Annotated in this window: 25 protein-coding genes; 16 read left to right on the top strand and 9 right to left on the bottom strand. The window is 65.9% G+C overall.

Annotated elements, in window-relative coordinates:
- Window positions 1-81 precede the first annotated feature (81 nt).
- The 8 genes from DR843_RS08610 to DR843_RS08575 all read left to right on the top strand — a co-directional run bounded on the left by DR843_RS08610 (window position 82) and on the right by DR843_RS08575 (window position 10,067).
- A complete protein-coding gene (locus tag DR843_RS08610) occupies window positions 82-1,320 on the top strand; it encodes a hypothetical protein (protein WP_146202522.1) in 1,239 nt (412 codons plus the stop codon).
- A gap of 784 nt (window positions 1,321-2,104) precedes the next feature.
- Complete coding sequence (ssb, locus tag DR843_RS08605; RefSeq protein WP_109684988.1) at window positions 2,105-2,608, top strand: single-stranded DNA-binding protein; 504 nt, start codon at window positions 2,105-2,107, stop codon at window positions 2,606-2,608.
- A gap of 77 nt (window positions 2,609-2,685) precedes the next feature.
- A complete protein-coding gene (locus DR843_RS08600) occupies window positions 2,686-3,114 on the top strand; it encodes an HNH endonuclease (RefSeq protein WP_109684986.1) in 429 nt (142 codons plus the stop codon).
- A gap of 148 nt (window positions 3,115-3,262) precedes the next feature.
- Window positions 3,263-3,592, top strand: a complete 330-nt coding sequence (locus tag DR843_RS08595; protein ID WP_109684985.1) for a hypothetical protein — start codon at window positions 3,263-3,265, stop codon at window positions 3,590-3,592.
- 122 nt (window positions 3,593-3,714) lie between these two features.
- Window positions 3,715-5,421 (top strand): RNA-guided endonuclease IscB, encoded by a 1,707-nt coding sequence (gene iscB / locus DR843_RS20540; protein WP_109688753.1) that lies wholly within the window; start codon window positions 3,715-3,717, stop codon window positions 5,419-5,421.
- A gap of 1 nt (window position 5,422) precedes the next feature.
- Window positions 5,423-5,857, top strand: coding sequence for a hypothetical protein (locus DR843_RS08585; protein ID WP_109684982.1), 435 nt, complete (start codon window positions 5,423-5,425; stop codon window positions 5,855-5,857).
- A gap of 42 nt (window positions 5,858-5,899) precedes the next feature.
- Window positions 5,900-9,307 (top strand): hypothetical protein, encoded by a 3,408-nt coding sequence (locus tag DR843_RS08580; RefSeq protein ID WP_109684980.1) that lies wholly within the window; start codon window positions 5,900-5,902, stop codon window positions 9,305-9,307.
- Window positions 9,308-9,386: 79 nt separating this feature from the next.
- Window positions 9,387-10,067 carry a hypothetical protein gene (locus DR843_RS08575; RefSeq protein WP_146202521.1) on the top strand — a complete coding sequence of 227 codons (681 nt, stop codon included), beginning with the start codon at window positions 9,387-9,389 and terminating at the stop codon, window positions 10,065-10,067.
- An 85-nt stretch (window positions 10,068-10,152) separates the two neighbouring features.
- Here DR843_RS08575 and DR843_RS08570 read toward each other — a convergent pair whose 3' ends face one another.
- Window positions 10,153-11,280 carry a hypothetical protein gene (locus DR843_RS08570; protein ID WP_146202520.1) on the bottom strand — a complete coding sequence of 376 codons (1,128 nt, stop codon included), beginning with the start codon at window positions 11,278-11,280 and terminating at the stop codon, window positions 10,153-10,155.
- 344 nt (window positions 11,281-11,624) lie between these two features.
- Here DR843_RS08570 and DR843_RS08565 point away from each other — a divergent pair, with 344 nt between their 5' ends.
- Window positions 11,625-12,026 (top strand): hypothetical protein, encoded by a 402-nt coding sequence (locus DR843_RS08565; protein ID WP_109684977.1) that lies wholly within the window; start codon window positions 11,625-11,627, stop codon window positions 12,024-12,026.
- Between the two features lie 514 nt (window positions 12,027-12,540).
- Here the strand turns inward: DR843_RS08565 and DR843_RS08555 are convergent.
- The gene (locus DR843_RS08555) at window positions 12,541-12,834 is read right to left on the bottom strand and encodes a cupin domain-containing protein (RefSeq protein WP_109684976.1); all 294 of its coding nucleotides are present in this window, start codon (window positions 12,832-12,834) and stop codon (window positions 12,541-12,543) included.
- Between the two features lie 72 nt (window positions 12,835-12,906).
- On the opposite strand from DR843_RS08555, the gene DR843_RS08550 reads away from it, so the two are divergent.
- Window positions 12,907-13,353: a DUF4234 domain-containing protein gene (locus DR843_RS08550; RefSeq protein WP_109684975.1), complete on the top strand. Its 447-nt coding sequence runs from the start codon at window positions 12,907-12,909 to the stop codon at window positions 13,351-13,353.
- Here the strand turns inward: DR843_RS08550 and DR843_RS08545 are convergent.
- A complete protein-coding gene (locus DR843_RS08545; protein WP_109684974.1) occupies window positions 13,323-13,847 on the bottom strand; it encodes an XdhC family protein in 525 nt (174 codons plus the stop codon). The two genes, DR843_RS08550 and DR843_RS08545, sit on opposite strands and share 31 nt — an antisense overlap.
- Before the next feature lie 35 nt (window positions 13,848-13,882).
- Between DR843_RS08545 and DR843_RS08540 the strand changes: the two genes are divergently transcribed.
- Window positions 13,883-14,488: a 1-acyl-sn-glycerol-3-phosphate acyltransferase gene (locus tag DR843_RS08540; protein WP_245934062.1), complete on the top strand. Its 606-nt coding sequence runs from the start codon at window positions 13,883-13,885 to the stop codon at window positions 14,486-14,488.
- Here the strand turns inward: DR843_RS08540 and DR843_RS08535 are convergent.
- A complete protein-coding gene (locus tag DR843_RS08535; RefSeq protein WP_170119795.1) occupies window positions 14,485-15,783 on the bottom strand; it encodes a flavin monoamine oxidase family protein in 1,299 nt (432 codons plus the stop codon). The genes DR843_RS08540 and DR843_RS08535 overlap by 4 nt on opposite strands.
- A gap of 76 nt (window positions 15,784-15,859) precedes the next feature.
- Here DR843_RS08535 and DR843_RS08530 point away from each other — a divergent pair, with 76 nt between their 5' ends.
- Window positions 15,860-17,437 (top strand): Na+/H+ antiporter, encoded by a 1,578-nt coding sequence (locus DR843_RS08530; protein WP_172461488.1) that lies wholly within the window; start codon window positions 15,860-15,862, stop codon window positions 17,435-17,437.
- Here the strand turns inward: DR843_RS08530 and DR843_RS08525 are convergent, their stop codons facing one another.
- A complete protein-coding gene (locus tag DR843_RS08525; RefSeq protein WP_109684972.1) occupies window positions 17,438-18,490 on the bottom strand; it encodes a PQQ-dependent sugar dehydrogenase in 1,053 nt (350 codons plus the stop codon).
- A 9-nt stretch (window positions 18,491-18,499) separates the two neighbouring features.
- The gene (locus tag DR843_RS08520) at window positions 18,500-19,717 is read right to left on the bottom strand and encodes an MFS transporter (RefSeq protein WP_211310208.1); all 1,218 of its coding nucleotides are present in this window, start codon (window positions 19,715-19,717) and stop codon (window positions 18,500-18,502) included.
- A 34-nt stretch (window positions 19,718-19,751) separates the two neighbouring features.
- On the opposite strand from DR843_RS08520, the gene DR843_RS08515 reads away from it, so the two are divergent.
- From DR843_RS08515 to DR843_RS20040, 4 genes are all read left to right on the top strand, one after another.
- Complete coding sequence (locus tag DR843_RS08515) at window positions 19,752-20,669, top strand: ROK family protein (RefSeq protein WP_211310207.1); 918 nt, start codon at window positions 19,752-19,754, stop codon at window positions 20,667-20,669.
- Complete coding sequence (locus tag DR843_RS08510) at window positions 20,654-20,902, top strand: hypothetical protein (protein ID WP_146202519.1); 249 nt, start codon at window positions 20,654-20,656, stop codon at window positions 20,900-20,902. The genes DR843_RS08515 and DR843_RS08510 overlap by 16 nt, the downstream gene beginning before the upstream one ends.
- A gap of 7 nt (window positions 20,903-20,909) precedes the next feature.
- Window positions 20,910-21,197, top strand: coding sequence for a GNAT family N-acetyltransferase (locus DR843_RS08505; RefSeq protein WP_109684970.1), 288 nt, complete (start codon window positions 20,910-20,912; stop codon window positions 21,195-21,197).
- A 115-nt stretch (window positions 21,198-21,312) separates the two neighbouring features.
- Complete coding sequence (locus tag DR843_RS20040; protein ID WP_170119793.1) at window positions 21,313-21,459, top strand: hypothetical protein; 147 nt, start codon at window positions 21,313-21,315, stop codon at window positions 21,457-21,459.
- Between the two features lie 4 nt (window positions 21,460-21,463).
- Here the strand turns inward: DR843_RS20040 and DR843_RS08500 are convergent, their stop codons facing one another.
- Genes DR843_RS08500 through DR843_RS08490 form a run of 3 tightly spaced genes read right to left on the bottom strand, consistent with a single transcriptional unit; the run spans window position 21,464 to window position 24,701 of the window.
- Window positions 21,464-22,966, bottom strand: a complete 1,503-nt coding sequence (locus DR843_RS08500; protein WP_211310206.1) for a glycoside hydrolase family 3 protein — start codon at window positions 22,964-22,966, stop codon at window positions 21,464-21,466.
- On the bottom strand, window positions 22,963-23,790 hold the full coding sequence (locus DR843_RS08495) for a carbohydrate ABC transporter permease (protein WP_109684969.1): 828 nt from the start codon (window positions 23,788-23,790) through the stop codon (window positions 22,963-22,965). The genes DR843_RS08500 and DR843_RS08495 overlap by 4 nt, the downstream gene beginning before the upstream one ends.
- The gene (locus tag DR843_RS08490; protein WP_109684968.1) at window positions 23,787-24,701 is read right to left on the bottom strand and encodes a carbohydrate ABC transporter permease; all 915 of its coding nucleotides are present in this window, start codon (window positions 24,699-24,701) and stop codon (window positions 23,787-23,789) included. Before DR843_RS08490 ends, DR843_RS08495 begins: the two co-directional genes overlap by 4 nt.

Below are 24,701 nucleotides of genomic sequence, written 5' to 3'. Positions count from 1 at the left end.
CTGGTGGGCCGGTCACAGCGCCAACTTCACTGTTAGGTTCTGCAGCAGGTTGTGAGAATTGATGCCTCAAAGGTGGTTGCCTTGAAAACGCTTGGACTTGTCACAGTCGTTCCAGTCGTCGCCGCCGCTGCGATCTCGTTGTTGCCTTCCACCGCCACAGCCATCACCCCAATCGCGTCCCGAGACGCTCTACTGGCGGGTCGAATCCTCGGATCAGATGGCTCGGCGGCGAGCGGCACCCGCGTTCAGCTTCTGGCGTGGCCGCAGTCAATTCCTGTTGGGGGCAAGTCACTGCGGCTTCAGCAGATTGCTACCGCCACAAGTGGCGACAACGGCGCGTTCCGACTGTCCGTGGCCGCGGGAGACCTCTCTGGCGTTGCCGACCCCGCGCAGCAATCGTCGGAGATCAACGTCGACGTGGTCGCGTCCAGCAAACAGCAACTCAGCGTCTACGCCACGACGATCTACGTCCATCACACATCTGATGGTGAAAGTCTCTCGTTTGCGTCCGAGCCGGACCCCGCGAGCGAGGCGTCAGTCGGGTCGGCGCACCGCTTTGCTGAGGCGACTACGCAGCGCTCAACTGCCTTCACAGGCAGTCCAACCAACCAGGGCTTAGTCCTGCGGCTGGGGGTTAAGGCCCAGGGCCGAACCGGCAGTACACCCACAACAAGGAGCGTCCAACCATTTGCCCAGGGCAGCAGTCTCGTCGCGAACTTGGGAACAAAGGAGGTCATCGTCGGTGACCTCAGCAGCACCACGGGAGCGTCCGGCTATTCGGCTTACTGGACCTATGAGAAGTCCAGCACTTCGACCTTGGGTGTAGCGGTGAGTGACGACAAATACACCGGGTTTTCGTCGTCCGGACATTCAGTCGAATCGAGTACGGTTACTATGCCGTTCCCGAGCTTCCATACGCCGGGGATCCGCTACGCTCGCACTGGTATGCAGTACGGTAAGTTCCTCGTCTTCGATGACGGCGGCTCAGGTTACGTCAACACTTGGTACGAAGTTCGCGCCTACAAGTGGATTGGCGGCAGCAGCCAGGACACGCAGGCTGCGACAGCATTTTCACACTGCCGCAGGTATGTCGGGGGTGGTTATGGCCGCCCAGTCGAGAAAACTTCATCCTCTGCTACGACCTGGACAAACGCCGTCACCATTCCCGAGATTGGCATTAAGCTTTCCGCCGAGACTGGATTTAGTGGGACTGCTAAGGCAGACTTTGCTTTAGTGAACGGTCGCGTACTATTCCTGTGCGGCCGGAACGACTACTTCGCGTCTAACGACGCCTATTCAGTTGAGATTCGTGGGAGCTAAGAGTCGATTGGCCGTGGCTGTCATTGCGGTGGCAGTTGCCGTCATAGCAATGGTCGGTTGGCAGGCGAGTCAAGCATCGAGGGATGCTAGCGACAACTCGTTGCACTCGTTGGTCAGACAGGACGCTGGAGCAGACGTTACGACCCCGCTGTTGTTGTGGAACGGTCGCATTGCCGATGAGTCCGCTACCGTCCAGAACACCTCGTCGACCGTAGTGACAATCTCCTCAGTACGGTCAGCAAGCAAATCTGTCCATGTCACGAACTGGCAGGTGCTGACGGACGCACAAGCTGACCAGCGGGGAATCGGTTTCGTGTGGAAACCATTTGAGCCCTCGCCTGCGCCTTCGGTGCCCGGTGGGCAGCGACGCGTAATTTACGTAGAACTCGCGAGTGATAATCCGAACGATGTGGTCACGGTCGACGGACTCATCATCAGCTACCGTCAGGGTGGTGCTTCCGGCTCAGTCAACGCCGGGGTGAGGTTGACTGTTGGCCCGAATCGGAGCGGGCCAGCCCCGACCCTTTAGCGGGCACCTGCGAGGCGCAAGCATGATCGAAACCAGCCAACCCAGACCCGCTTGGGCTCTACCTCGTCAAGGCTGAAGCCGGGCGCTTCCCGCCTCAGTGCCCATCACGTAGAAGTTACATGCGACGGCGAGCAGGCCCGGGTCCGGCGCTGGGTCTAGTTCGAGTCGCCGGCCTATGAGGAACCTCGTCGCACCGTAGGGGTGGAAGGCAAACCCGCCGACCAAGTGCAGTGCCTCTACCAAAGGAATCCTCGAATGAGCAGCAACACCATCAACATCGCCGGCAACCTGACCAGCGACCCGGAGACCCGCTTCCTGCAGTCCGGTGTCGCCGTCACCAGCTTCACGGTGGCGAGCACGGACCGGAAGTTCGATCGGGACTCGGGCGCCTGGGTTGACGGCGACACCGTCTTTCTGCGCGTCTCGGCCTGGCGCAAGCTCGGCGAGAACGTCGCCGCGTCCCTGCGCAAGGGCAACGCCGTCATCGTCACCGGCAAGTTGAAGTCGAACGTCGTCGAGAAGGACGGTGCCAAGATCACCTACTTCGAGATCGACGCCGAGACGGTGGGAGTGTCTCTGGCGAACGCCACGGCCGCGATCACCCGTAACGCCCCCGCGGGCGGCGCGTCGGGAAACGCACAGGCCCAGCAGGCTTCGGCCGCTCCCGCTGGGCAGCAGTACGCGCAGCCGCAGCCCGTTCAGCAGGCCGCGCCGGTCGCAGCGTCGCAGCCCGCGTACACCGGCGGGCAGGACTTCTGATCGGAGGGTAGCCCGCAGTCGCCAACCGCGTCCGAGAAACACTCGGGCGCGGTTGGTTTGCGTCGCACCGTGCCTCGGTGAACGTTGACTCCCTCCTGCACCGCTGGCCGCACACGACTGGCGCGTTGTGGTGCGCCGCCGCGCTGGTGGTGTCGATCGTGCTGGCGTGCGCAGTCCGTCGAGTCCGGTCGCACCGCAGTTACCAGCGGGATCCGTTGCGAGTGTTCAGCCAGCAGGACAAAGCGACCGTCTCCGCGTGGTGCGGTGGCCGATGCGAGCACAAGCCGTTGTTGCTGCCCCGTTGCCGGGCGCGTGGGACCGCCGGCGATCACCTGGTCCCGCACTCCAAGGGCGGCCCGACCACGTTGGAGAACCTGCAGATGCTCTGCACGCGCCACAACCTGCGCAAGTCCAACAAGACACCGTCTCGGTTGTACCTGTACCGGTTGGCTGCTCGTCGGCACGCCTACTTTCCGGACGGACAACCCAGACTCCCTCGCCGCTAGCCCGCCGATCGGTGCGACGCGTCTCGGTGGTGCCCGCCAACCAACAAGGCGAGGAAAGCAGTAACTCGACCCTGGGTGTGCGGACCTGGCCCATGTAGGTCAGTGAGGCCGCAAAAAGGGGGCCGACCACCGACACGGAGGAAGTCTCGTGCGCATCACCAAAGTCCAGACCCTGGCCATCCAGGCCGAAGGTTCCACCTCGAACATGTCCGGTGCCTGGTCCGGCGTGTGGTCGAAGCTGACCAGTTCCGTGCCGAACCTCGGCACGCTGCTGACGTTGGTGGCGTTGGCGCTGGTCGCGTTCGCGATCATCAAGTACCTGATGGATCGGCGTCGCGGCGGCGGCGGCAACGCACAGCACTTGGCGTGGACGCTGGTGGCTGCCGGTGTGTTTGCCGCTCCCGGGTTGCTGTTCCCGCTGTTCCTGAAACTGGCCGATGGCGCGATTAACTGGGGTGGCTCAGTCCTGGGCGGCTGAATGGAAACGGTTCCCGCATTGGCTGTTTCGGGAACGGACGGCGCGATCAATTGTCGACGACCCTGCCCTCTCTCCGGGCTCGTTGACCAGACCAAGACATCAGTGATTTGGAGGTGACCAAGATGTCTACGTTGCACACGGGTGCGCGAACCCACCGGCGGGTGCTTCCTCAGCCTGCCGCTCTGGAATCGGTGCCAGCAGACAACCCCGGGGTAGGGACGAAACGGGGCACCGACATCCCGCGCACGGCGCAAGCCGGGCGGCGGGACACCGGTGTGCAACATGGTCGAGGGGAGACCACCGGGGGCGCACCTGTACCCGGCGGCGTAGCAGCAGTACCCGCAGGGCGTAAGCCCAGCAGCACCAAGCAACACAGCGCCACCCAGCAGAACCGCACCACCCGCATCACCAGCAGCCCCAAGCAGTCTCGGTTCACGGCTGACAACGCGGTCGTGTTCGTGCTGGACCGGCACAAGCGGCCGTTGATGCCGACCGATTGCAAACGAGCCAAGAAGTTGTTGGCGCGGGGTCGGGCGGTTGTGCACCGCAAGGTGCCGTTCACGATCCGGTTGAAAGACCGCACGGTCGATCAGTCGATGCTGGAACCGCTCGGACTGGGGATCGACCCCGGCTCCCAGCACACCGGACTCTCCCTCGACAAAACCGTGGAGGCTGTTGACGAGAGTACGGGAGAAGTGACCACGACCCGCACCGGGCTGTGGCTTGGACAGTTGGACCATCGCGGCCAGCATATTCACCTGCGTTTGGTGGCACGGGCCCAGCGGCGTCGGGGTCGACGTGGGCGAAACCTCCGCCATCGCGCAGCCCGCAATAGGAACCGGAGCGTGCGCGTTGGCTGGCTGCCGCCGTCGGTGCAGCACCGGGTGGACTCCACTATGACGTGCGTAACGCGACTCCAGTCGCTCGCACCGATCGCAAGTCTGCGGTTGGAACGCGTCAGCTTCGACACTCATGCGATGACCGCACCGGGCATTAGCGGTTTGGAATACCAGCAGGGCACGCTGGCCGGGACCGAAATCCGTGAGTACCTGCTAGCGAAGTTCTGTCACCGGTGTGTCTACTGCGACGCCACCGGCGTTGGAACGGGCTCGGTGCCGTTGAACATCGACCACCTGTTGCCTCGTGCCCGCGGCGGGACTAACCGAGTCAGCAACCTTGTCCTGGCCTGCGTCCGATGCAACCAAGCCAAGGGTGCCCGGTCGGTGGATGCGTTCGTAACTGACGGAGTGAGACGCGCTCGGATCAAAGCCGAGGCCAAAACGCCGCTGCGGGATGCGGCAGCCATGAACGCTTGCCGCAACCGGCTCGCGGCAGAACTAGACGCGACCGGGCTGCCGGTGGAGTGGGCCAGTGGCGGACGCACCAAATGGAACCGCGTGCGTAACGGTGTGCCGAAAGACCACAGCTTGGACGCGCTCTGCGTTGGCGCCGTCGACGTGATCGTCCGATGGGTACCCACAGTGCTGCACATTCAGTGTGTCGGGCGTGGCCGGTACCAGCGCGTAACGACAGACAGGTTCGGCTTCCCTCGTTCCCACCGGCCACGGCGGAAACAGCACTACGGGTTCATCACCGGCGACCTTGTGAAGGCTGTGATCCCAACGGGGCCGAAGGCGGGTGTCTACCGCGGCCGGGTCATCGTGCGATCCACCAGGACGTTCCGGCTTGTGACCCCAACGCACCGGTACGACGGGATCAACTGCAGATACATGACAACTATGCAGCGAGGTGACGGCTACTCATACAAGGCCAGACCGTCGCTGCAGCGCCGCCTCGCCCCGCATGGCGACCAAACGAAAGCAGCCTGACATGTACGTCTACGACCTTTCCGGGTTGACCCGGAGCCGCTCCGAAGACCGCCGGATGACCTGGCGCGGGTGGGATATGCCGCGCCGCACCTTCTACCTGTTGCTGGCCGTGTCGATTCCGATGCTGCCGATTACCGCGTGGGGTTACACCCTGATGGGCATTTGGGTGGTTGTTCCGGTGCTGGCCGCGTACGGGCTCATCTACTGGCTGGTCGAGACTCGCACCGCAGACGGCATGCGGCTGCGGCGCTATCACGCGCTCATGGACTACCAGCGATCCAACCGCGGCAGTTTCATCATGTGCGGCCAGCAGATCTCGCCCGGTGCCATTCGGCTGCACGTTCTACGTCAGGCCAATCGGCCCGCGTACGACGACACCGCCGAGGCGCTCAGCTCTGCCCGGGAACACACCGCTCCGGAGACAGTTTTCGGCTGACCCCACCACTGCCTCCCACTGCACCAACCAAAGGACCAGATCTTGTTGTCACGCAACGCGTTCCGTCGGGCTACTCGGTGGCTGACGCTGTTCGCTGTCGTCTTCACCGTCCTGCTGAGCACGGTCGGCGTCACCTCGGCCGTTGCGTCAGCGCCCAGCCACACGCTGGCGATGGGAACCGAGACCGTTGCAGGGCAGGAGACTTCATACCTGCCGGCGTTCCGCCCGATAAGCCCTGACGAAGGAAACGCGACCGCCCCGGTGTGCTCATCCAGCGGTAGTAGCGACGGCAGCACGAGCAGCGACCTACTGGCCGTGAACCGTTGGGCTCCAGTCACGTCCAACCTGCATTCCCGATTGGACGCGGACGCTTGGGGTGACATCAGCAACAAGGTGCAGCGCAACCAGGTCGACTCCACCATGCTCAGCGTGGGCAACACGATGTGGCAAGCCTCGACATCGCTGGTGGAGTTGTCGAACAACTTCTGCATCGCCGACGGCATCGGCTACACCATCGACAACAAGGCTGGCGAACTGGCCAAGACGTTGTGGGGTGACGGGTCGGCCGGCGGCGTCACGATCGTCCTGCTGCTGCTGATCGGTGCGATCGCGATGGCCGTGATGAGGGCACGCCAGTCGCCGGGGCAGTTCGGCAGAGCGGTCATCAAGCCGGTCATGGTCCTGGCCCTGTTTGCTGTCATGATGAACGGCGCGCTGAGCACGGTTCCCGGCAAGTTTGGCACGATGAGCCCGGGCTGGATGGTCAACGCGGCCAGCAACGTCGTGTCCGGGGTTTCTGGCGCGGTCGCGGCACCGATCGCCGACAACGCCTACGCGAACAGCTTCGCTACCCAGAACGCGCGTGATTCTGCCTCACAGAACGATGCGTCGTGCATCAACTACCTGTCGGCCATGCGTTCGCAGTATGAAAAGAGTTTCGGTGGATCCAGTGCCTCGTTGAGGTCGTCAGCGGCTGTGCCTCTGGCAATGGACTCGATGTGGCAACTCAGTGGGTTGTCCAGCTACGTGCGCGCCCAGTACGGGACGGACAACAACTACGGTTGGGCCAGCTTCTGCCGAGGACTTGAAGTCAACGCGGGATCCTCACTGGTCGACGACGCAAAGACAGGTGTCTCAGTTCCGGAACTGCTGGCGGCGCAAGGGATGAACGTGCCCAGCAGTGTGACGACGTCGTGGGCGTTCGCACCGGCCGACGGCACCACATGGGACGAGATGGCAGTCTTCTGGGCTGCCTGCCAGACCGGTGACGGTGGCAAGAGCTGGTCCGTTGCGCCGGGTTGGGAGACGGTGTCCAACAGCCACACAGACGCCAAAACTCTGGACGCCAAGCAGTGCCTGGACTTCTTCAACGGCACGGGCAGCAAAGACGACATGTTCTTCAACTGGCAGGACGATGCCAGTGCTGTCCAGACTGGGACGAAAGACGTCAGTTCGGCCGCGATCAGCAGTGGCAACAACCCGCGAGACTTCCTGAACGTCCTGCACGGCACCAGCACCGGTTCGGCGTCCACCGCGGCGATGCTCTATGCCATGTTCAGCGTCATCAACCTGTTCATCTTCGGGGTGATGGCCGGGATGATCTTCGTGCTCAAAACGCTGCTACTGGCGTTCGGCTTGTTCGTGTTCTTCGTGTTGCTGGTCGACGTCCTGCCGATCCACCGCGAGAGTCAGACGCTGCGCTATTTCAAGACGACGCTCGGCTTCGTCGTCGTCGCTTTCGGCTACAGCTTGGCGTTGTCGGTGATGATCCTGCTGACCAGCTTCATCCTGTCCATCGGCAACGCCATGGGGCTGTCTGGCTTCTTCGACGTCCTGTGGGTGTCGGCCGCCCCGATCATCGCGATCGTGGCGATGAAGTTGATCTGGAAGAAGATCGCCAAAGCACCGGACCCGTTCAGTGTCCGCGGAGCCAAGGGGTACATGTCCAGCGCCGCCTCGGGCATGATCGGCGGTGCCGCGGCGGAGGGCGTGTCGGGACTGTTCCAGCGTGGCAAGGAAGCGATACCGGGCATGGGTCGCAACCCGAACGCCGGTGGCGTCATGGGTGGTGCTGGCAGTGGATCGACGGTGGCCGGCGGCACCACCAACCCGCAGGGTGCTTCTGCTCGTTCCGGTGGTGCCGACCCGCTGGCGCGTGAAACCGACGGCAACGCGGCCGGGGGCTCATCCAGCGGGGGAGTCGACCCAGAGGTCGCCGAGCGTGCCGGTGCCGCAGGGTACGAGCTGGACAGCAATGGCCGGCCGGTCGCTGGCACCGGAGACGGCAGCCTGGATGATGAACTAGCCGCTGGCGCAGGCGTTGCGAGTGGTGTCGGTGCAAGTAGCGCCTACGACCACAGCAGCGTCGAACGTCGTTACGACCCGAAGGCTCAGCGCAAATCGCGTCGCGAGGGCGCCGCTCAGCGCCGCCAGTGGTACGGGGGCCGCGACGAGGTCGCCGGGGGAGCGAAGGCGAAGGTCGCCAACGAGCTCGCCGCTCGTCGTCAGCGTGCCATCCAAGCTCTACGCTCCAACCCGGTGAAGTCGACGCTGCACAGTCGCGGAGCCTGGACCGCCGTTGGTGCCGCGGGGCTCGCTGCCGGGGCCGTCACAGCGATGCCTGCGGCGTTTGCTGTGGCTGGCGCCGCGGGCCTGGTGGCTGCAGGGTCAACCCTGTCGCGCCGTGGCCGGGCACACCGTCAGTCGCGCAAACTGCTCGACAACCGAGAGAAGAACGCGTTCTTCGACTCGATGAACCGTCAGGCATCCGAGCGCAACAAGGAAGCAACCCGTCGCGCCGAGGAAGCCACGCAGCAGCGACAGCAGCAAGCCGCTGGTGGAAAGCCGAACAATGAGACTAGTGGAGGCCAGAGTCAGGGCGAGTCGGACAGTCCCGGAGGCCAGCAAACTCAGCATGGTGGCGTCGATCACGAGACTGACAAGCGGGCCCTGGCAGAAGATCGAGGGGTTGGAGGAATGAACCCTGCGGAGACCGCGTCAGGCCAGATCCCGGCGGGGGCCGACGCTCAGTCCGGACCACCCCGAGATGGCGCGTTGCCGAACGCCGACGATGGGGGAGACGACCAAGTCCCAGCGACAGTGGGGGCGCCTCCGGAGTACCTCGATGAGCGCGGTGGCGATACCTACACACCTGATCCAGCGGTGCCGCAGCCGAACAGCGCGCCGTCAACGGGCGGTGGTCCGGCCAAGAGCGAACCCGTGGGGGTGAAGCCCGGTGCCCAACACGCGCCATCTCGACCTGGGGAGACGCTTTCGCCGTCGGCAGAACCTAGCCAGTCCGCTCCGGAAGCGCCGCGGGACACCTCCGTCGCGCCGGCTCCGCCGACTCGGGCAGCGCGGCGCGAGTCGAAGCGGTGGTTTGGTGGTGACCGTCCCGCGGCGCCGCCTCGCGATGGTGGAGGCCAGGTGCCGCCAACCAATGGGGCATGAGCGAGGTGTTTGAGCCGTGACGACAGTCGATCAGCCGAGAGTCCCCGCAGGCGATCCCAACGGCGGTAGATTCGCGGCCGTGATTAGACCTGAGTCGCCAATCGAGTTGTCCGGTCCGCACGCGGGCGGAACATACAAGTTCCCGCCGAGGATCGTGGACGTCGACGAGTTGCTCGCTTTCTGGACTTCGGTCCCGATCTCCGACGAGGACTGCGAGACCTTCTGCGCCAACTACAAGGAGTACCGGGACCGTCAGGCTGGAGCAGCCAGCGCAAGGTACGGCGAGGCCAACCCGTATCCGCAGGCTGAAAAACCGTCCAAGAAGTACGCGGACGGAGTCAGCCCACAGGTCGCCGAGGCGCGCCGAATCTGGAAGGAAGGTCGCGACCTCGCGGTTACGGAGGAACGCAAGAAGGACCGGACCATCTATGACGTCGCCGCGCGAGACCTCTGTCGACTCCGCGGCCTCTGGGAGAACACCTGGGCGCTGAGTCCCGACGACCGAGAACTGCTGTCGCGACAGATGTTCGTCATCGGCGACGGGACGCAGGCGACGCTGGCCGATTTCGCGTCACGGTACGAGTTCGAGAACTTCGGCATCGCCTACAACGTGAAGAAGCGCCGCGCCGAGGAGGAAGCCCAGCGCCTTGCTCGGGAGACAGCCGCGGCGACGAAGGACGCCGCGTTCTGGACCAAGGATTCCGCGAGCTACCTGGGAGCGATCAACACCAACCAGGTGTCGCAGATGAACCCGTACTAAGCCACCGCGAAGACCCGAGAAGCGGCGCACCGGACTGGTCCCTGGTGCGCCGCCTCTCGCTGGGTGGCAGTAGTCGTGGGCTGATCTACTTCCCGTACACCCCGACGGCTGGGAAGTTTTTTGCACCTATGACGGCCCCGCCGTCTTCGAGGAAAGCGCTCGGCGCGTCGGAGTAGTCCGAAATCTCGGCGTTAGCGGCCGGCTCCGACGCGGCCAGGTAGAACGCCTTGACAGAACCGCCGCTACCCACGATCCCGTAGACGTCGCCATCGTTGCTAATTGCGGTGGCGACGGCTCCTGTGCTGTCGCCGGCTTTGACGTCGTGAAGGCATCGCGACTTAGCCAAGTCCTTGATGTTGAACGCAGCGCCCCCGAAGCCGAACCATTCACCGTTCGGGCTGACGGGTGCCAACGATCCCGCAGGAGAGTAGTAGCAGGCGAATCCTGAATCGACCTGCTTGCCGGACGAATCCACGATCAAGTAGTTGCGCGTCCCGTCGTTTGGCTTCTGCCAGTACGCGAGGAACTTGCCTTTGACCAATGGGAGGACAGCAGATACTCCTGCAGAAAGGTTGCTGTGGGACAGGTGGGCGAAGTCCACCTCGGGAACGGCGTCTACTACAGATCCGTCTGACAGCAGGCTGCTGACGTCGTTGGGATCGCCGTGAGGTGAAAACGTGACACCCATTGGCGTGTTGCTCACGCTATAGGCCCCCTTCAACGGGTTGGGCTCGGTTGGTCCGATCTGTTTGCCGGTCGCCGGGTCGTAGAGCGCCACTAGGTCAGTAGCGCCGCTCCAGGTCACGGCGATGGCCGTACCAGCGGGGAAAGCAGTGATCGTCGCGGTGCTGTCTGAGGCAGAGTTTCCTGGTGGAGTGGATACGTCGACCGAGCGGCCACTGCCGTCGTTCCAGACCAGCTTGTGGGGCCCTCCGATCTTGTCGACGAACGTAACCACGGCGTTACCATCGGCGCCGGCGAAAGAACCCTCATATGCGGACTTCATGGTCCCGGCCGACTTCGGCGCGTAGACACTGGTGGACAGTTCCGACTTCAATGACGCGTTTGCAGAAGGGGTCGTGGGCGCCGCCGACGCAGCCGTTGACGCGGTTGTCGTGCTGCTCGGCGGGTTGCCGCCACTGCCGCTGGCCGAGCCTCCGCTGCACGCGGCCATCGAGAGGCTGGCAGCGATAGCCAACGCCGTCACTGCCAACTTGGCGCTCGTCTTCATCTCGAACGGTCCTGCCTGGTCGTGGGCGGACCCGGTGGCCCGTCCTAGTTGGTTGTGGGCATCTGCGGGGCGGCTTCTGGCCGTTGTAGATGCTCCATGCGCTGGACGGTGCGACGTGGTGTTGCCGGGCTCCCGCGCGGGGCCCGGTTGGTGGTGTCCTGACGGTGCGACGCGAATAGTCGCCGGGAGCGTCGGTTCGAGCGATTGCATGACTAGTCCTTTCGACCATCCCTGGGGGTGAGGGTGGCCGCGGCAATCCTGCCTGCCGCTCGGGTTCGTGGGTCTGCGACGCGCCGAGCGCGGTCCGGTCGGCTTCCTTTCTTGGCGTGATCTACGGCGCAAAAAGTGCACAGAGCCGATCTTTCGATCGCGGCTGTGGGAACCTCTGCGCTCTGATCGATGACGCTGAGCACGGGGACCTGGCAGCCCTGGCCGAACTGACCCGCGTGCTCACCTTCCGCAACCTACGACTGCTTGAACTTGTGCGACAGGCCGAGGCGCCGGCGCTGCCTCGCGATCTTGGATACACCGCGGGCGACTTGAACGCCGCTGAGAAACTCCGCATCCTCGCCCGAGTGGGCCTGGTTCGCCCGGTCCCGACGAAGCCGCTGCGTTACATGATCGAGCCGGGTGTCCTGCCCCGGCTTGGCAAGCTCGTGGCTCGACTGGGCGCGAAGCAAGCCGTGGCGGTGGGGTCTGTTGCGGGCGCGTCTGGACCCACGAAATAGTTAAGGGGCTTTTACCTTGGGAATCGCCGACCCCCACGAAACGCCCACAAAACCCCCGCATATCTGCGCCGATCGGTAGGGTTGTAGCGGTTTCCCGAACCACCACAAAGCGCGGCATAGCGCGGTAGAGCGGCGATGACTCGTTCATGGCATGGAAGAGGTCAGGGGTTCGAATCCCCTATGCTCCACCAGATGACCGCAGGTCAGGGGCCGTTGGGCCCCTTTTCTTTGCCCGTTTTGTGGTGGTCGGTCCCACGGAATCATCCACAAAACTGCACCGCAGCGCGGCGACTGCAGCACCGGTGTCGCCGCTGCGGATCGTGAACTCGACGCGTTTCGTGGTGGCGGATGAGGCTGGTGCGGCCGACACCAGCCCACCCGCCGCCGCCATTGCGACAAGCACCGAGGTAAACGCAGGGACCATCGACATGGCGCCTCGTCCCCAGGGCTCATTCCGTGGCAGTGAGCGTAGGGGAGTCGGCGTACGGCGTTGGCTCCGTTGGGGTGTCCGCGGCTACGCGAGGTAGATCTTGCGCAGCGTTTCCCGGACGGTCCAGGTCGTGTGCTCACCCTCGTACAACCGGACCACCGAGCCGGGGCCGAGTTCGACGGCGGTGCCGTCCTCGAACTGGACCGTTGCGGACCCGCTCAACACCACGAATACCTCGTCAGTCTCCACGTCGGTGCACACGCCTGGCGTCATCTCCCAGACCCCCACCTCGGTATCCGCCACCGTGGTGAGCGGCACCGTCCCCGCCAACGGACTTCCCTGCAGGACCTGGTCGGCTGGCAGGGGTTCGAGCGGCATCGTCTGAGGTAGGGCTAGTTCGTGGTCCACCAACGCATTCTCTCCGATGACCGATCACGTAGGTTGTCGCCCATGACTGACTACTCGGGGTACTCCGACTACGGGCCGCCCCCGCCACAGCAGCCCGCGCCGTACGGGTTCTCCGGCCCGCCGGGTCCACCGTTCGTCGCAGGCAAGGTGCGCTCCACCGGAATGTGCTTCCTGTGGATGGTCGTGACCCTGGGTTTCTACTCCTGGTACTACTGGTACTGCGTCCACGATGAGTTGAAGACCCAGCGGGGCGGGCGCGGTCTCGGTGGAGGCCTGGCTCTGGTGCTGGCGATCTTCTTCCCGATCGTCCTGTACTTCATGACGCCGGACGAAGTCGGCAACGCCAGCCTGGAGCGGGGCCTGGGCAAACTGGTCAGCGCGATCTACGGCCTGTGGGTCTTCCTGCCGTTCATCGGCAACATCATCTGGTTCATCCAGGTCAACGATGCTCTCAACCGCTACTGGCGCTCGCTAGGCGCGGTTGGCTGAACGCTGCCCGCTCGCATCGGACCTCCCGGCCGGTCGTTCCAGCTGGCCACCACCTCGGCCAGCACCGAAAGCGCAATGGCCCCAGGGGTTTTCCCGCCGATGTTCAGTCCGGCCGGGAGGTGCAGGCGCGCCAGGTCGGTGTCGGTGAAGCCTTCGGAGCGCAACTGCGCCAGCACGGCGGCGCTCCGGGCGCGGCTGGCCAGCATCGCGACGTACCCGCATCCGGTCTGGAGCGCCGATCGCAGGACGAGGGACGCGTCGGGGGCGTCGTGATCGCAGAGCACCACGGCGTCAGCCGCAGACGGTGACAGGTCAGCAACGGCCGCCGCACCCGCTCCGTTCTCGTCCACGCCGACCAGCCGGGTCGGTACGCCGACGACGTCCGCCAGTGCCACCAGCGCGAGTGAGACGGGATTCTCGGTGAGCACGATGAGGCGTCGGTCGAGCGCCGGCTCATCGACCCACGGTTGTTCACGAGAGTTCTGCTGAGACATCGCCCCAGCCTAGATGCGTGGCTAGAGTCGACGATGTGAGTCGTCCGATGCCCGTACGTCGATCCGTCGCCCGAGGTCTGCTGAAAGCCGCCCGCTGGCGGCTGGTCGGCGACATGCCGGACACCGGGATCATGGTTGGTGCCCCGCACACCTCCGCCTGGGACTGGGTTGCCATGGTGGCGATCTCCTGGGCCAACTCCCGCCGTCCGCAGGTGCTGATCAAGAGCAGCTACTTCAACGGGCCCGCCGGCGCGGTGCTGCGGCACACCGGCGGCATCCCGTTGGATCGGGACAACCCCGGCGACACTATCCGGGCGCTCCTGGCCCAAGCGAAGAAGTCCGATTCCTTCCTGCTGGTGATCGCCGCCGAGGGCACTCGTAGCAAAGGGGAGTACTGGAAGCCGGGTTTCCTGCGGATCGCCCTGCAGACCGGCCTGCCGGTGACCATGGGCTTCATCGACGGACCGACCCGGACCATGGGCATGGGACCCACCTTCACCCCCTCCGGGGACGTCGCCGCGGACATGGACATCGTGCGAGCCTTCTACGCCGACAAGCATGGGATCCACCCGCAGAACCGCACCGAACCCCGACTGCGCGAAGAACTCACCGGCTTCCCCGAGTCCAAGCAGGTGTCCTAACCCAGGATGTTCGCGGCCGCGCGCTGACCGGAGCACATGGCCGCCGTCACCGTCGCCGGGTCATCGGTCCAGGTCGCCTCGCCGGCCAGGTGCAGCACGCCGTCACCGATCGGCGTGGCCAGCGCGTCGTGGTCGGCGGGGGAGCCGCCCACGCGTAGGTAGGCGTACGAGCCACGCGCGAATTCGTCGTCACGCCAACGGGTTGCGTCGATCTGAACCGGTGAGGGTACCGGCGCGCCGTAGATCTCACCGAGCGACGTCAGCACGGACTCTGCGATCTGCTCATCGGACCACGACCGCACCGCCTGCGCGCACGGTCCGGCGGCGAAGGTCAACAGCGTCGGCTCACCGTGCAACCGGGTCAGGTCGTAGAACGAGTGCCACCAGCGAGCGGCGGGCCCCTGTCGTCGGATTGCGTAGACGTCCGCATCCCAGAAACGCTCGTCGAACCGCAGGAACACCTTCTCGAAGTCGTTCATCGCCAGGTTCGACAATGCCGCAGTCACCGGCGCGGGCAGCGGGGGAGAGATCACCAGGTCAGCCGACTGCAGGACCCCGACCGGGACGGTCACCACCACGTGCCGTGCCGCCAGGCTCAGGTCCGTTGTCGTCACCCGGGCACCGGACGGGGACCAATCGATCCGCGTGACTGGCTGCCCCACGCGGATGTCCAGTCCGGTTGCGAGTCCCGTTGCCAATTGGTCGTATCCGTCTGGAAAGACCACCTCATCACCGTTGGTCTGGTCATCGTCCAAACCGTGCGCGTCCATGTCGGCGATCCACACGCCGTACTGCTCCTCGGTGCGATGTTGCAGGAACTCCCGCGCCCGCTGCACGCGGTCCGGTGCCCAGTCCAGGGCGTCCAGCGCGCGGTCAGCCACCTCGGCGTACGACGTGCCCGGACCGACCGAAGCCAGCAGGACTCCCAGTCGATCGTCAACGGTCTGCACGTCATCGATGAACGCGTCGGCCTGCTCCTGGCTGAGCCGGTCGCCCTCGGGTCCGTAGTAGGTGATCGGTCGGCCACCGGCCTGGTAGCTGCCGACGGTGAACTCGGCCGCTCGCATCCCCAACGCCTGCGTTGCCGCCCAGACCGGGCCGTCGTCGATGCCGTGGATCCACGATGCGCCCAGATCGGTGATGCGCCCATCGACCCGCGAGGTGTGCACCCGCCCGCCGATCCGTTCCCGCGCCTCGAGCACGACGACGCGTTGTCCGGCGTCGGTGAGTAGGCGGGCAGTGGTCAGGCCGCTGATGCCGGCCCCGACGACGACGGTGTCGATGTGGGCGTTCACCCCTGCAGTGTGGCAAAACAGGACCGGTCGGCGCTGCTCATGCCAGCCTTGTCCCAGTCGCGTCGGAAGGAGCACCGTGCTGGGCCTGGAGTTGATCGTCGTCCTGGGTGTGGCGCTGCTGTTATGTGGTGCGCTCGCGCGGCGTTACCCGGTGGCGCCCGCGATCCTGTTGCTGGTCGCCGGGATCGTCATCGGCTTCGTACCGCGGTTCCGGGAGGCGCAGTTGCCGCCGGAGGTCGTGCTGCTGGTCTTTCTTCCTGCCCTGCTCTACTGGGAGAGCCTGACTACCTCGTTGCGCGAAATCCGCAGCAACCTGCGAGTCGTGGTGCTGACCAGTACCGCGCTGGTCGTCGCCACCGCCGGCGCTGTCGCGTGGGTCGCGCACGCGCGCGGTTTGCCGTGGGGGCCGGCGTGGGTGCTGGGTGCCGCCGTCGCGCCGACCGACGCCACGGCCGTCGGGGTGCTCGCCCGGGCCTTGCCGCGGCGTACGGTCACGGTTCTCAAAGCCGAGAGCCTCGTGAACGACGGCACGGCACTGGTGATCTTCGCCGTGGCCGTCGGTGTCACGGTCGGGCAGGAGACACTGGCGCCGCTGCATCTGACCTGGTTGGTGGTGCTGTCCTACGCCGGTGGCATCCTGGCGGGCCTGGTCGTCGGCTGGGTCAGCAGCACCGTCCGCAAGCGGATCAGCGACCCCACCCTGGAGAACATCGCGGTGCTCGTCACGCCGTTCGCCGCCTTCCTATTGGCCGAATTGATCGGTGCCTCAGGGGTTCTCGCGGTGGTCACCTGTGGCCTCTGGATGAGTCAGAGCGCACCTCGCATCACCAGCGCAGCGGCCCGCCAGCAGATGGTCGGATTCTGGTCTCTGGCCACCACCGTGCTCAGTAGCGCGCTGTTCGTCCTGGTCGGACTGCAAGCGCAGTCCGCCGTCCGCAACCTGCGCAGCGAGTCCTATCAAGGCGCCGTCGTCGACATCCTCCTGGTCGGTGCGGTCGTGATCGGGACACGTTGGGTGTGGACCTACACCACGCCATACGTCATCCGGTTCTTTGACCGGCGCCCGTCCCAGCGGGCACGACGGGTCGGTGCCCGAGGGCGGATGGTGACGGCCAACGCCGGCTTCCGCGGTGCCGTCTCCCTGGCCGTCGCGCTCGCGATCCCGCAACGGCTCGACTCCGGTGCGCCGTTCCCGGGTCGGGATCTGATCATCGTCATCACCTGCGGCGTCATCGTGCTGACCCTGCTGCAGGCGCTGTGGTTGCCGCTCATCGTGCGGGCCGCGCGGTTGCCGCGGGACACCTCGGTCGACGAGGAACGCAAACTTGCCGAAACCACCACCGCCGACGCGGCGTACGACGCGATTGACGAGGTGGCCGCCGATCTCGGGAGCGACCAACACGTCATCGACCGGGTCCGGCACGAGATGGACAAACGGCGCCGGCTGCTGTCCGCGGCCGACGAAGGCAACGACGCCCTGGTGCAGCATCACGATCAATACACAGCGCTGCGCCTGGCACTGCTGGCGCGCGAACGCGAGACGCTGATCCAGTTGCGCGACGAGCGGCAGATCGATGACATCGTGCTGCGGCAGGTGCAGGCACGGCTGGACCTCGATGAGGTGCGTTTGTCCCGGTCCGCGCCCGCCGAGTGATCAACCCACCCGCACCGACAGGATCCGGTCGTCACCTTCGCGTGGCTCGCCGCGCCCGTCGGTGTTGTTGGTCAGGACCCACAGGCGCCCGTCCGGCGCCTGGGCGACATCCCGCAACCGACCGTACTCACCGGTCCAGATCGATTGGGACTGTGCGGGATTGGCTATCGGTACGGCGCGTAGCCGCTCTCCCCGAAGGTTGGCCAGGTAGATGGTCGAGCCTGCGATCGTCAGGCCGCTGGGGCTGGCTTCGTCGGTCGGCCACTGCTGCACCGGATCGACGAACCGGTCGTCGTCACTGCGGCCTTCGACCAGCGGCCAGCCGTAGTTGCCGCCTTTGTGGATCACGTTCAACTCATCCCAGGTGTTCTGGCCGAATTCCGATGCGTACATCGTGCCGTCCGCGGCCCAGGCCATCCCTTGCACGTTGCGATGCCCAAGGCTCCACACCGCAGACCCCGGGAACGGGTTGTCGGCCGGTACCTCGCCGGTGTCGGTGATTCGCAGGATCTTGCCACCCAGGTAGTCCCGGTCCTGCGCCCGCTCGCGCTGCTGGGCGTCGCCGACACTGACGTAGAGCAGGTCGTCCGGTCCGAACGCGATTCGTCCGCCGTTGTGGGTGCCGGAAGCGGGCAGCCCGGACAGGATCGTCACCGGGTCACCCAGGCGCAGCGCACCCGCGGACCCGGTCACGTCGTACCACTGCACGCGGTTGCCGTCCGCGCCGGTGGAGTACGCGAACAGCCGTTGGTCGCTCGGGTGCACCGCCAGTCCGAGCAACCCGCCCTCACCGCCGTGGACCACGCCACCAACGGTCCCGATCGATCGGCTGGTCCCATCCGGACGTAGTTCGAGGATGCGGCCGGAGTCGCGCTCGCTGACCAGCGCGATGTCGTGCCACCAGACCACCGACCAGGGCGCCTGGAGTCCGGTGGTGACCTCGGTCGGCGTACTGCGAAGGGCACTTTCAGTGCTGGGGGACGGCGACGGCGTCGACGTACAGCCGCCCAGCGCCAGGGCGGCAGCGACGAACAGCGCCGGCCAGCCTCTCATTCGTTGAGCTTAGTTCGCGCCCGGGCCGCCGTTCCCGCGAAAGGCGGTCGGTGCCAGGAGGGCCAGAATGCCCACGGCGAGAAGCAGAGTGGCCGCCACCACGGGCAGCCAGCCGATGCCGGCGTGCGACAGGACGAAGCCACCCACCACGGAGCCGCCGGCGATGCCCAGGTTGGCAGTGGAGTTGATCCACGCGCCCGCGACATCGGCCGACGCGACACCCGCGCGCACGGCAAGGGCCTGGAACAGTGACGGGATCGACCCGAAGGACCCGGTCCACAAGGTGACGCCGATCAGCACCGGTGCCAGCGCGGGGTAGCCCACGGCCACCACGATCAGGCCGATGGCCAGCAGAGCGGGGATCAACCGGGCACTACCCAGCGGACGCTGGTCGAGGTGCTGCGCGCCGATCCGCAGACCGATCAGGCCCATGACGCCGAAGACCAACAGCGCCGGACCGATCCAGTCCTGCCGCAGCCCGGCGGACTGCAGCAGCGAGGAGATGTAGGTGTAGGCGGTGTAGTGGCCCAGGAAGGCCAACCCGCAGGCCAGGATCACGATGACCAGTGGGCGCGGATCGCGACGGACGCGATGCTGCTCCACCGGCGGGACGGTCACCTCGGGCAGCACCCGCCACGCGACGGCGGCAATCAGCAGCACGCCGACGGTGAGGATCGCAAAGGCGGCACGCCATCCCCAGGCCGTGCCGATGACCGTCCCCAACGGCACTCCGAGCACGAAACCGGCCGAGCCGCCGACCGACATCAGTGCCATCGCCTTACCGGTGTGTGACGGCGGCGCCAAGCGGGCGGCATATCCGATGGAGATCGAGAAGAACAGGGCGTGTGCGATGCCGCCGAGTCCACGCGCGATCGCGAGGACCGCGAATCCGCTTGCGGTCGCGGCTAATACGTTGCTGACTGCGTATCCGAAGAGCGTCGCCAGCAACAACGGCTTACGCGGGAGGCGACGGGTGAGCACGGTCAACGGGACCGCCAGCACCGCGACCATCAGGGCGTAGACGCCGACCAGAAGTCCGGCGTGCTCCTCGGCGATCCCGAGCGAGTCGGCGATCTGCGGCAGCAGGCCGACGGGCAGCATCTCCGTGGTCAGTGCGCCGAACGACGCCAGGGAAAGCGTGACCAGGCCGACCCGGGCAGCGCGGAACGCCGCGTCACCCTCAACCAGGACCGATGGCGACCGGTCGGCCGTGGTGGATGGTTGCACTGACACTCCTGATGGCACCGGATAGTATTTCCTCGTGGTCCGAGAATATTCGCCGATGGGCGGCTCTGCCAAGTCGGCCGAGCCTGCCCCTGCGGTGATTCCTCGCACAGTGCAGCGCCGGTGGGAGGTCGCCGGGGAGGTCCTTCGCCTCATGCACACCGTCTCCGGCGTGACCCGATCGCACGCCGTCGAGATCCTCGGCATCTCCAGTGCCAGTGCCAGCGAACTGTTCGATCGCCTGCGGCAGTACGAGTTGCTGACCGAAACCCATGCTCCTGCAACGGGACCCGGCCGGCCCACCACGACGCTGGGTGCTGCGCCGCAGGGTCCGTTGATCGGCGTACTCGATCTGGCCGGCGACTCCTGGCAGATCCTGGTGGCCGATCTGGCCGGCGACGTCACCCCTCTGGAGGAGGGCACGTACGCCGATGCGACGCCCGCCCGCTTCATCCCGCACCTGGCGCGCCGGCTGGCCAAGGCGCTGTCGCCGTACGCCGATCGCGTCCTGGTCGTGTCCGTTGCCGTGGCGGGCACGGTGACCGGCGACCGCTTGCTGCAGTTCGCGGGGGAGCAACCACAACCAGCGGACCTGGCTCCGCTGCTGCGCGGACTGCCGCCGCACGCGTCGCTCCTGGTGGGTAACGACGCGACGCTGGGAGGTCTGGCCGAAGCCCGCACCGGTGCGGCGCGCGGCGCGGGCAGTTGTTTGCACCTGCTGCTGACCGGAGGCATCGGCGGAGTGATGGTCATCGACGGCGCGCCTGTTCTCGGCGCATCGGGGCCGCGGGAGAGTTCGGGCATCTGCCGTTCGGCGACCCCGCGTCGGCGTGCCCGTGTGGGGCTTTCGGCTGCTGGTCGCGACAGGTGGAGGCGACGGTCCTGGGCTCCGGCGATGCGATGGCGATCGCGACCACCGCCCGGGCGTTCGGTCGGGGGGTGGGCGCGTTGGTGAACGCGCTGGACCCCCAGGTGGTCACGGTGGGCGGGCTGGCGCCGGACCTGATTTCGGCCGATCCGACCGCTTTCGAGCGGGGGTACCAGAGCGGTTTGATGGCCTTCCGGCGTTCCGATCCGCCGCCGGTGCTGGCCGCGCTGCACCCCGACGGCCCCGTGACCGGCGCGATCAGCCGGGCCATCGACGAGCTGACCACCCCGGCCGTGTTGGAGCGGTGGATCGCGCGATGATGGCCAGATGAGTACCGCACTGCGTGTCGTCGACAACCCAGACCGGTCGCGGTATGAGGGGTGGTCCGGCGACGCCCTGATCGGGCTTGCCGACTACCGGTCGGCGGCTGATGGCGTCGTCGCCATCCCGCATACCGAGGTCGACCCCAGCCGTCAGGGCCAGGGGATCGCTGGGGCCATCGTGCAATTCGCGTTGGATGACCTGCGGGAGAAGGGTTTTCGCGTCATCCCGTCCTGTCCGTACGTGCGGCATTGGATCAACCAACACCCGCAGTACGCCGATCTGGTGGCCTGATCACCTGGTTTTGCCCTGGCGCGGATCGAGGCGTATAATTTCGATATAGAAATGTTCGGACTGCAACATATGTGGTCTGGATCACCGTATTGAAATCTGAAAGCAGAGCCCTAGCATGTCCCGCCTCACCCGCACCTTTGCCGCCCGCCGCGACGCCGCCCGTTCCATGCGCGCATTGCAGCGCGCGATCGACTCGGCACCGAGCCAGGGTGCCCGCGACGATCTGGTCGCGGCGTGGCAGCGCTCCGAGCTGCGGCACTGAAGCACTAGGTAGCCGACGCCGCCAGGAGGTCGGCCAGCGCGGCAGCGGTCGGGATGCTGTGCCCGTGGGTGCGCACGACCCGTGGCCATGCGTTGGACCAGGGCAGTCGGTCGTCACCAGCGGCACACACCAGGATCGCCTCCGGGTTCGCCAGGAGTGCGGCGCGCACCGTGTCGTCCTGGACCGGGTCCACGCCGAGGGTGCCGGTGAGCACGAGGTCGACTTCGGGGGAGGCCGGCAGTACGGAATCCGGTGCCGCATCGTCACCGTGGCCCTCTGGCGACTGATCCCGGGCGAAGGCGCGGATGACCACGGAGCCGGGCAGTCGGCGTGCGACCTCATCGAGCAGAACGTCGTTGAGCGCGCCCGCGGCGATGTTGCGCGCACGGCGCGCGTCCAGGATGCGTAGTGACGCAGACCGCAGTGCGCCGCGTGCGGTCAAGGATGCTGCGGCCCAGGCTCGTTCCTGCTCTGCGCTCGCCGCTGGCAGCGGCTGATGCGGCCCTGCGGCCCAGTCCCGCAAGGCCTGGAGCCGTCTGGCCGCGTGGTGCAGTTGCTCCAGGGCTAGCCGGCCGCTCTCCAGGGCAGTCGTGACCGCCGAAACCGCCTCTTGCAGAATGCCCTCCGGGCCTGCGGGGCCGCCGTTGAAGACGGCATTGCCGAGCGCGATCACGTCGGCGCCGGCCGCCAGGGCGCGCACGCAGCCCTCGCCCATCCCCATCCCGTCGCGAATGGCGCGCATGTCCAGTGCGTCCGTCACGATGACTCCTTCGAAGCCGAGGTCGTCACGCAACAGCGACAACGCCGCCGGGCTCGTGGTCGCTGGCTGATCGGGATCGACGGCTGCGAAGACGATGTGCGCGGTCATGATCGCCTGCACACCGGCGTCGACGGCCGCTCGGAACGGGACCAGCTCGACGGTGTCCAGGCGGGCACGGTCATGGTCGATCCGGGGGAGGCCGAGGTGGGAGTCGACGGCGGTGTCGCCGTGTCCGGGAAAGTGCTTCGCACATCCGGCTACGCCTTGTGATTGCAACCCTCGGACGTACGCCGCGATTTGCTCGCCGACCCGCGCCGGATCTGCGCCGAAAGACCGGATGCCGATGACCGGATTCAGCGGGTTGTTGTCGACGTCGGCGACGGGAGCGAAGTCCAGGTCGATACCCAGCGCGTGGACGTCCCTGCCGATGGCCGACGCAACCGCGGTGGTGACCGCGAGGTCATCGATGGCGCCCAGGGCTGCCGCGCCCAGGTGAGGGCTGCCGTGGTGCGTGCCCAAGCGACTGACCGTGCCGCCCTCCTCATCGACCGCGATGAGGCCAACGCCGCGCGCATGCAGGTCGTCCGAAAGTGCCCGGGTGTCAGCGGGTTCGGGGCTGATGTTGTGCCCGAAGTAGCAGACGCTGCCCAACCCGTCGTCGATGGCACTCTTGAGCCAGTCAGGAGCGGTGCGGCCGTCGAATCCGGGCATCAGCACCGAGAGGGCGAGCCGACGCAGGTCGCTCACTTGACCGACCCGGCCACCAGTCCGGCACCCATCCGCTTCTGTGCGAGCACGAAGATCACCACAACCGGGATCGTGACGATCGTCGAGGCGGCCATCAAACCGTTCCAGTCGTTGGTGTTCTGGCCGAAGAAGGATTGCAGGCCGACCCCCACGGTCAGGCGGTCGTCGCGGGAGAGGAAGGTCAGCGCGAAGGTGAACTCCTCCCAGGCCAGCACGAACGAGAACGCGCCGGTGGCGATCAGTCCGGGCGTGACCAATGGCAGCAGCACCGAGCGGAACATCCGCCACCAACCGCACCCGTCCAGATACGCAGCTTCCTCCAACTCCACCGGCACGGCCGCGACGAACCCACGCAGGTTCCAGATGGCGAACGGCAGCGAGAAGGCGATGTAGACCACGGCCAGCCCGATCAGCGAGTTCAGCAGGTGCCATTGCTTCATCTGCAGGAAGAGTGGGATGACCAACGCTTCGGCCGGCAGCATCTGGACGATCAACACGAGCACCAGAACCGTTGTGCGGAAACGGAATCGAAATCGGGCGATGGCCACCGATCCCAGCAGAGCCAGGAAGACCGACACGACCACGGTGATGACGGTGACGATCGCGGAGTTCACCAGGTAGGTGCTGAAGTGGCCCTTGGTCATCACGTCGGTGAAGTGCCGGAAGGTGAATGACGTCGGCAGCAGACTGTCCGCGCCCGAGGTGTTGGTGTTGCTCACGGCGGTCGTGAGCATGAAGTAGATCGGGAACAGCGTGAAGACCAGTAGCGCGATCGCGGCGGCGTACTTGCCGACCTTCATCGCAGGGGTGGAGTGGCTGTTCATTGCAGGTCGTCCTCCCGGAAGAGCAGTCGCAGATAGACCAGAGTGATGGCCAAGAGCACCAGGGTGAGGAGGACGGCGATCGCCGAGCCCAGCCCGTAGTTGGTCTGGTTGATACCCGTGATGTAGGACCAGACGCCCATGTTGAGGACGTCGGGGTTGCTGCCGTCACCGCCGGGCATCAAGTAGATCTGCGCGAACACCTTGAAGTTCCAGATCGTCGACAGGATCGTGACGACAGCGAAGACCGGGCGCAGGATCGGCAAGGTGATGCTGGTGAAGCGTTTCCAGGCGCTGGCGCCGTCCAATGCCGCTGCCTCGTAGAGGTCGTCGGGCACGGTGAGCAGACCTGCGTAGATGGTCAGCGCCACAAATGGATAGCCGTGGTGGATCACGTTGAGGGCGGCGATCGCATAGAAGCTGAGCCGGTCGAGGAACCAGTTGTAACCTTCTGGACCCAGCAGCCCCACACCTTGCAGCGCTTGGCGCACGATGCCGGCGTCGGGGTCGAAGATCCATCGCCAGATGTAGGTGCCCGTCACGGCAGGCAGCGCCCACGCGATGAGCATCGCGCCGATGATCACGCTGCGCCACTTCGGACCGAGGGCACGCAGCAGCAGCGCAACGAGCGTGCCCAACACCACCGTCCCCACGACGGTGATCACCGCGAAGACGACGGTGTTGGGCAGGATGATGCTCCACAGGTAGTTCGCCGGCAGCCCGGGGGAGCCGGAGAACACCTGCTTGTAGTTGTCCAGGCCGATCCACCGCGGGACGCCCGAAATGATCTCCTTCAGCCCGTAGGCGTGGAACGACAGGTAGATGACCCGATAGATCGGATAGAGCAGGAGGGCCGCGATGACCAGCAGGGGCGCGGCCAGCAACAGCCACGGACGACGAGTGGTACGGCGCAT

Origin of the sequence: Branchiibius hedensis (assembly GCF_900108585.1) — a bacterium.
Classification (GTDB): Bacteria; Actinomycetota; Actinomycetes; order Actinomycetales; family Dermatophilaceae; genus Branchiibius; species Branchiibius hedensis.
This window is presented reverse-complemented; position numbering and strand designations above follow the sequence as displayed.